Origin of the sequence: Pseudorhodoplanes sp., from assembly GCF_035565855.1 — a bacterium.
Taxonomy (GTDB): domain Bacteria; phylum Pseudomonadota; class Alphaproteobacteria; order Rhizobiales; family Xanthobacteraceae; genus Pseudorhodoplanes.
Genome location: NZ_DATMRX010000303.1, coordinates 1 through 7,390 on the forward strand (window position 1 = coordinate 1; position 7,390 = coordinate 7,390).

A 7,390-nucleotide genomic window follows, 5' to 3' on the forward strand; every position below is an offset into this window, starting at 1 on the left:
ATGCTGCTCGAGGAGCGCAAGAAGAAGCTCGCAGCCGAGGGCCTGTTCGACGAGGCCCGCAAGCAATTGCTGCCGTTCCTGCCGCGCGTCGTCGGTGTCGTGACCTCGCCGACCGGCGCGGTCATCCGCGACATCCTGCACCGGCTGAGCGATCGCTTTCCGCGCCACGTGCTGGTCTGGCCGGTCCGGGTGCAGGGCGACGGCGCCGCCGAAGAGATCGCAGCCGCCATCGAGGGCTTCAACGCCATACCGGACGGTGCCGAAATCCCGCGCCCCGACATTCTCATCGTGGCGCGTGGCGGCGGCTCGCTGGAGGACCTCTGGTGCTTCAACGAGGAAATCGTGGTGCGCGCGGCAGCTGCCAGCATGATCCCGCTCATCTCCGCGGTCGGTCACGAGACAGACGTGACGCTGATCGACTTTGCCTCCGACCGGCGTGCGCCGACCCCGACCGCGGCGGCCGAAATGGCGGTCCCGGTCCGCTCCGAATTGCTGATGCGCATCGCGACGCAGGCGCGCCGCGTCAGCGCCTGCTGGCTGCGCGGACAGGAGACGAGGCGCACCGAATTGCGAGCGGCCGCCAGAGCCCTTCCCTCGCTCGATAACCTGCTCGCAATACCGCGTCAGCGCCTGGATGCCGCAGCGGAGCGTCTGCCCCGTGCGCTGCAGGCCAACGCGCATATCCATCATCGACAGTTTGATCGGGTCGCGGTCCGGCTCGCGCCCCAGCTTTTGCGGACGAGGCTGGAGCGATGTCGCGAGTGGGTCGTAACGCTCGGACAACGGGGTGCGCGCTCCAGCGCGATCTATCTTGAGCGCAGGGCCGACCGGCTTCGATCGGCGGACAAGTTGCTGAACGCGTTCTCGTACCGGGCCGTGCTCAGCCGTGGCTTTGCCCTCGTGCGCGACGGCAAGGGATTTCCGCTCCATGCGGCCTCCCAGGTGGTGCCCGGCATGGCGCTCGAAGTGGAATTCGCCGACGGCCGCGTCAGCGCGACCGCGGAGAAGGAACCGCGGAGCAGAGGCAAGTTGCGGGGCGGCAGCGGCGGCCCGGATCAGGGCAGCCTGTTCGGCTGACGTGCTGCCCTCAGGTTCCTGCGCGCGGCTCACCAGACGCAAAATCAGCCATTGTCGAAAGTTGGCGCGGTCCCTTTGACCTTCGTCTTCTTGCCATTATGTTGATGCCCTTGAGCATTTCGGCTTGCTTCGCCTTGCCAGGAACCTGGAGAAAAACCACGTGCTGAACCGCTTCGACCGCCCCCCGCCCATGGCCGGCGAGGCCGAAGTGAAGTTCCTGGACGGCGATTTCCGGATCGTGCGGCCCGGCGCATTCGTGCGCTGCGCGGTCACCAGCGTTCCTATTCCCCTGGAAGAGCTGAAATACTGGAGCGTCGACCTGCAGGAGGCCTATGCGTCGCCGCAGGCGGTCATGCAGCGGATGCAGACGATCAACGCACGCTCCTGAGCGCCCCGAGCAGATTCGGCAGTCCGGAAGGCTCGTCCGGCACCAGCGTCACCGGTATCGCCTTCGCGATCGCTGCGAGCCTGCCGCAGGGCCCATCCCGTCCCGAAAGCCGCGCCAGGTCTTTCTCCGTTGTGACGGGGACGAGGTTGTCCGACGCACAGCGCGAGACGATGCGCTCGGCTTCCCCATCGGTATAGGGGTGATGATCGGGATAGGCCTCGCAAACCCGTGGCGTCACGCCGGCACGCCTCAGGGTGGCGAAGAACTTGTCCGGATTGCCGATGCCCGCGAAGGCATAAACCGGCTGCGATTGCAGTGAAGCGACAACGTCCTGTGCAGGTTGAAGCCGCCCGTGCAGCACAGGAAGACCGCGCTCGCGCGCGCGCTCGGTTATCTCAGTTGCCGGCGCATCCTCTCCGACGAACAGGACCGCATGAACATGGAGGAGTTGCGTGTCGAGCGGCGCACGCAGCGGTCCGGCCGGAAAGACATAGCCGTTGCCGCAACCGCGGCCCGCATCGACGACTGCAATCGACAGGTCCTTGTGAAGGGATGGGTTCTGCAAACCATCATCCATGACGATGACGCTCGCGCCGGCCAACTGCGCGAAGCGCGCCCCGGCCGCACGATCGCGCGCGACGATCGTCGGAGCATGGCGCGCCAGCAGCAGCGGCTCGTCGCCGACGTCAGCGGCGCGATGCGTCGTTGGGTCGACCTGAACCGGGCCGGCAAGGCGGCCGCCATAACCGCGGGTCAGAAAAAAAGGGCTCTCCCCTCTCTGCGCGAGAAACGTCGCGATCGCGATCGCAGTGGGCGTTTTGCCGGTGCCGCCGAGCGTGAAGTTGCCGACGCAGATCACCGGAATGCCGACGCGAAGGCCTGCACCGCGCATGCGCCTGCCGGCAATTGCGCCATAGACCAAAGCGATTGGAGATAACAGCCAAGCGGCGATTCCGGGCTTTTGCCACCAGAAATCAGGGTCACGCATCGGCCGCCTGATATCCGAGCCGCAATTGCAGCAGATAGGGCTCAAGCTCCGAAAAGGTGCGGTCGAGCGCGCCGCCAAGCCGCTCGACAGTGCGCATCGCCGCCTCGCCTGCCGCCTTGCGCGCAGCCGCATCCTTCATGAAATCGCCGATGCGCATCGCGAGATGCCCGATATTCTCGACCTCCTCCGCACCGCGCGCCGCATCGAGCGCAGCATAGATATCGGCGAAGTTCCAGACATTCGGTCCATGAAGAATCGGCTTTCCGAGCTTGGCCGCCTCGATCGGATTCTGTCCGCCATGTTCGACGATCGAGCCGCCCATGAACACGAGATGCGCGATCCGATAGAACAGCCCAAGCTCGCCGATCGTGTCGGCGACATAGAGGTCAGTCCGAACGTCCGGCATCACACCGCGCGACCGCAACATGCCGCGCGATCCCGCGGCGACTGCCCGCGACAGGATTTCCGCGCCGCGCTCCGGATGCCGCGGTGCGATGATCGTGAGCAGGCGCGGCCTCGTCTTGCGCGCCCGACGATGCGCCTCGATGATCGCATCCTCCTCGCCCGGATGCGTGGAGGCCGCAACCAGGATTTGCCGGTCCATGATGGCCTGGCCCATCGCCGCAAGCGCAGCTGGATCTGCGGGCGGCGCCGGCACATCGAGCTTGAGATTGCCCGTGATGTGCACCGATTTCATGCCGAGCTGCGAGAACCGCTCACCATCCAGCGTCGATTGCGCGAGGCACAGGTCGAAGTTGCCGAGCAGCGCCTTGGCGGTCCGCTTCAGCGAACGCCATCCCTTGAAGGATTGCTCGGACATCCGCGCGTTGATCAGGACCAGCGGAATACGACGGCGCGCCGCTGCCTGAATGAGGTTCGGCCAAAGGTCCTGTTCGATGAACAAGCCAAGGTCGGGCCGCCAGTGATTGAGAAACCGTCCGACAAACCGCGGCGCGTCGAGCGGGATGAATTGATGCAGGACGTCGTCCGGCAGGCGATCCTGCACAACCTTCGCCGACGTGACGGTGCCGGATGTTACCAGTACGCGGACATCCTGCGATCGCAGCCGCTGAATCAGGGGGACCACCGCCATCAATTCGCCGACGCTCGCACCATGCAGCCACACGAGCGGGCCGTCCGGGCGTGACAGGCTGGGCTGGCCATGCCGTTCGCCAAGCCGCTCCGCCACTTCCTTGCCGCGACGCAAGCGGCGCTTGAGCCACAGATTGGCAAGAGGCGTGGCCGCCGACATCGCGCGGCGGTACGCGCGTAATGTCATCGGCAGCCTGTCAGCCACGCGGCGAATCCTCGGCCTTGCGATCGGCGATGGCGTAAGCGCGCTCGGTCGCGGCGTTGAGTGCGGCTTCCAGCGTCACCCGCGCGTCTTCCAGCTCAGACTCACTCGCTTTGGCAGTGACGCGGACGGGATCGCCGACCACGCCCGCGATCAGGCTGAACGGAAGATTGATTGTGGTCCGGTCCCAGTTGTCCATCACTTTGCGGCGGCTCGAGGCAAGCGCGACCGGATAGATCGCGCGACCGGAATCGCGGGCAAGCCGAATGATCCCGGGCCCGACCACCCGTGACACTTTCGGCACGTCCGCTGTCAACGCGACATTGTACCCCTCGGAAAGCGCATTGAGCATCTGGAAATAGGCGCTGACCCCGCCTTTCTGGTGGAATTCACCGCCATGATTGCCCGAGCCGCGGATCGTCTCAACACCTAGCCACTCCGCGGCGACCGCATTCATCTCACCGTCACGGTGACGTGAAATCAGCGTTTTCGCCTTGTGCCCGTCCTTTTTGATGAACGGCGCCATGAAATGCTGGCCATGCCACATTGCGATGATGACCGGCAGATCGGCGCCGGCGCGCTCATAGATGTCGCCGGGCACGGTGACGGTGCGGCTGGTGAGATGCACGAACCGCAGATATTCCGCGGCAATGACACCGACTGTTTTCTGCACCCAGCGCGCGCGCGCAAGACGGCGTGACGATAGCATAGCGGATACCGTCAGACGTCAGCGCTTGTCCGAGCCCGGCGCTTCCGGATCAAGGAGGCGGTGCAGATGGACAATGAAATACCGCATATGGGCATTGTCGACCGTCTGCTGCGCCTTGGCGCGCCAGGCGGCATAGGCCGACGCATAATTCGGATAGATTCCGACGATATCGACCTGCGAGAGATCCTTGAACTCGACATCGTCGAGACGCGTCAGCTCGCCGCCAAGAACGATATGAAGAAGCTGTTTCTGCGCAGCCGGTTGAGACATGACACCTTTCCTGATGATCAGGCGAATTCCCTGCGGCGCCTGCGCACCAGATCGAGCATCGTTGCATGCCTCTCGCGTCCGGCCGCGACGATCGCGCCGTGAACGGGATCATGCAAGTTGTAGACCAGCGCTTCTCCAGCGAAATTCGTCATGGCGCCGCCCGCTTCGTGCACCAAAAGGTCTGCCGCCGCAAGGTCCCAGTCACGCGCATTGACCGAGGCGAAAGCCGCGTCGATTCGGCCTTCCGCGACACGGGAGAGCCTCAAGGCGAGCGAAAAAATTTTCGGTTCGTGGACGGTCGCAGGATCGATTGCGCTGAGCCGATCCAGCATGGTCTTGGGCCCGGCGACCCGCGCATCGGCCAGCGCGGAACCGGCAGTCGCCCGGATCGCGTTGCCGTTGAGAGTGGCGCCTTCGCCTACCGCTGCGAGGAACAGTTCATCGCTGACCGGGGCATAAATGGCGGCCGCGACCGGGCGACCCTTCTCGGCCACGGCCGCGACGATCGACCAGTCCTCCCGGCCCTGCAGATACGCCCGCGTGCCGTCGATCGGATCTACAATCAGAAGGCGCTCGAAATTAAGTCGCGCCCGGTCGTCCTGGCTTTCCTCGGACAGCCACCCGTAGTCGTCGCGCGACAATCGCGCGCGCAGGAACTCGTCCACCGCGATATCGGCCTCGGAGACCGGCGAATCGTGCCCCTTTGTCCAGCTCTTGATCGATCCGCGAAAGTAACTCAGCGCAATCTTGCCAGCCTCGCGCAGGGCCGCGCCGAGTTCATCGGCCAATGCCACATTCACGCTGCGCTGTTCATTGGCCGGCAACCGTCAAGCCCTCCACCCGCAGGGTTGGCGCATTGGTCACAAACTTGAATGCCAGGTCGTTGGCCGGAGTGAGCGAACGGAACATGTCGAGGAGATGACCCGCGACGGTCACTTCGCTCACAGGGTAGGTCAATTCGCCGTTTTCGATCCAGTATCCGGCGGCGCCGCGGCTGTAATCTCCGGTGACGAGGTTGGTTCCCATCCCGATCAGGTCGGTGACGTAGAAGCCCGAACCGGTTTCCGCGATCAATTGCTCCGGGGTCAGCGCGCCGGCTTCCAGATACAGGTTGCTCGGCACTGGCGAGGGTGGCGCGGACACGCCACGCGCGGCGTGTCCTGTGGTCTCAAGCCCGAGTTCGCGCGCCGTCGCGCTGTCGAGAAACCATGACTTCAGGACGCCGTCCGCGATGAGGTCCATCCGCTGAACGGCGACGCCTTCGCCATCGAAGGGATGCGAGCGCAGGCCGCGCCGGCGCAGCGGATCGTCCACGATCCGGATGCCCGGTGCAAAAATGCGTTCACCCAGCTTGTCTTTCAGGAAGCTCGCCTTGCGCGCGATCGACACGCCATTCGCCGCACTGGCAAGATGGCTGATCAAGGTATTCGACAGCCGCGCGTCGAAGATCACCGGCACAGCCTGGGTCTTGACCTTCCGCGGATTGAGCCTGCGCACCGCGCGCTCGCCGGCTCTCCGGCCAATCGCCTCGGGCGCCTCCAGATCGGCGCCATGCAACGCCGAGGAATGATCGTAATCGCGCTCCATGCCGGTGCCTTCGCCGGCAATCGCCATCATCGACACGCTTTGGCGCGAGGCGAGATAGGAGCCGTGAAAGCCGTCGCTCGTCACCAGCACCATGCCGCTGATCGCGGCACCCGCCGAAGCGCCGCCTGATTTCGTCACGCCCTTGACGGCCAGAGCGGCCTGTTCGGCATCACGAGCGCGTTGTTCAAGCGTGCTGACGTCAGGGATATTGGGATCGAGCAGGTCGAGATCGGGCCGATCGCGCGCCAAGCGATCGCGATCGGCAAGACCGGCAAACCGGTCTTCGGGCGCGACGCGCGCCATGGCCACCGCACGCTCGGCAAGCGATTTCGCATTCGTGCGCACGATATCATTGGTCGATACGACGGCCTGCCTGTTGCCGACGAATACGCGCAAACCGACATCGTCGCTTTCGGACCGTTCGGATTCCTCGACCGCACCTTCGCGAATATCCACGCCGACCGAGATCGAACGCACGGCGATCGCATCGGCCGCGTCCGCTCCGGCGCTTTTTGCGGCACGGACCAGACCTTCGGCGAGGTTGCTGAGGGCGGATTGATCAAGGAGGGAATGCATAGACACCTGGGGGATTTAGGGCGCGGCGGGGTGTCTGACAAGAACAGGTTAGGAGCAATGGTGCAAACCGGCCCAAGTCAGCAAGAACTCGTCAATCATGCGAATCGAGGAAGTGCCCGAAACGCCTGATTAACCGAGCTTTTTAAGCGCTTTCCGACGGCATTGTGGCAAAGTCCTGCTCATAACGGACGACAAAAGTCCGGGGGAGCAATTCGAGGCGTCAAATGGAAGCCGGCGGGGCCTTGCCTGCCGGGTCGGGCCGCACCATGCGGCTCGACCCCTTTACTTTGCCAGTTCGCTTTCCGGCACGCGATGCCGGCGCGGACGGCCAGATGCGACAGGTCGAACTCGACCGCGATCGCGTGGTGCTGCGGCGCGCAGTACGCGGGATGCGGATGAAAATCCGGCTAGCGCTGAATGCCTTTGTCGGCATCACGCTCGTACCGGCCGAGACGGGCCCCGCCGCTTCCATTATCCTCGACCATTCCGATCCCGGTTTGT

At 64.6% G+C, this 7,390-nt stretch carries 8 protein-coding genes and 1 pseudogene; 3 read left to right on the forward strand and 6 right to left on the reverse strand.

What is annotated here, in order from left to right; translation table 11 throughout:
* Nucleotides 1–1,077: exodeoxyribonuclease VII large subunit (gene xseA / locus VN004_RS17515; protein ID WP_325612746.1), on the forward strand; the 1,077-nt coding region annotated here is incomplete at its 5' end.
* A 163-nt stretch (nt 1,078–1,240) separates the two neighbouring features.
* The gene (locus VN004_RS17520) at nt 1,241–1,465 is read left to right on the forward strand and encodes a DUF2093 domain-containing protein (protein ID WP_325612763.1); all 225 of its coding nucleotides are present in this window, start codon (nt 1,241–1,243) and stop codon (nt 1,463–1,465) included.
* On the opposite strand, the gene lpxK is transcribed toward VN004_RS17520, so the two are convergent.
* From lpxK to VN004_RS17550, 6 genes are read right to left on the reverse strand one after another with little or no spacing between them, the layout of a single operon-like run.
* A complete protein-coding gene (lpxK, locus tag VN004_RS17525; protein ID WP_325612748.1) occupies nt 1,449–2,453 on the reverse strand; it encodes a tetraacyldisaccharide 4'-kinase in 1,005 nt (334 codons plus the stop codon). The two genes, VN004_RS17520 and lpxK, sit on opposite strands and share 17 nt — an antisense overlap.
* Complete coding sequence (locus VN004_RS17530) at nt 2,446–3,750, reverse strand: 3-deoxy-D-manno-octulosonic acid transferase (protein ID WP_325612750.1); 1,305 nt, start codon at nt 3,748–3,750, stop codon at nt 2,446–2,448. The genes lpxK and VN004_RS17530 overlap by 8 nt, the downstream gene beginning before the upstream one ends.
* Nucleotides 3,743–4,456: a lysophospholipid acyltransferase family protein gene (locus VN004_RS17535; RefSeq protein WP_325612752.1), complete on the reverse strand. Its 714-nt coding sequence runs from the start codon at nt 4,454–4,456 to the stop codon at nt 3,743–3,745. The genes VN004_RS17530 and VN004_RS17535 overlap by 8 nt, the downstream gene beginning before the upstream one ends.
* A gap of 18 nt (nt 4,457–4,474) precedes the next feature.
* A complete protein-coding gene (locus VN004_RS17540) occupies nt 4,475–4,726 on the reverse strand; it encodes a DUF4170 domain-containing protein (RefSeq protein WP_325612756.1) in 252 nt (83 codons plus the stop codon).
* A gap of 17 nt (nt 4,727–4,743) precedes the next feature.
* Entirely contained in the window at nt 4,744–5,550 is an 807-nt protein-coding gene (locus VN004_RS17545) for a 3'(2'),5'-bisphosphate nucleotidase CysQ (protein ID WP_325612759.1), read from the reverse strand.
* Nucleotides 5,537–6,889, reverse strand: a complete 1,353-nt coding sequence (locus VN004_RS17550) for a TldD/PmbA family protein (RefSeq protein WP_325612761.1) — start codon at nt 6,887–6,889, stop codon at nt 5,537–5,539. Before VN004_RS17550 ends, VN004_RS17545 begins: the two co-directional genes overlap by 14 nt.
* 266 nt (nt 6,890–7,155) lie before the next feature.
* On the opposite strand from VN004_RS17550, the pseudogene VN004_RS17555 reads away from it, so the two are divergent.
* Nucleotides 7,156–7,390 (forward strand): annotated as a pseudogene (locus tag VN004_RS17555) (hypothetical protein); the annotation flags it as partial.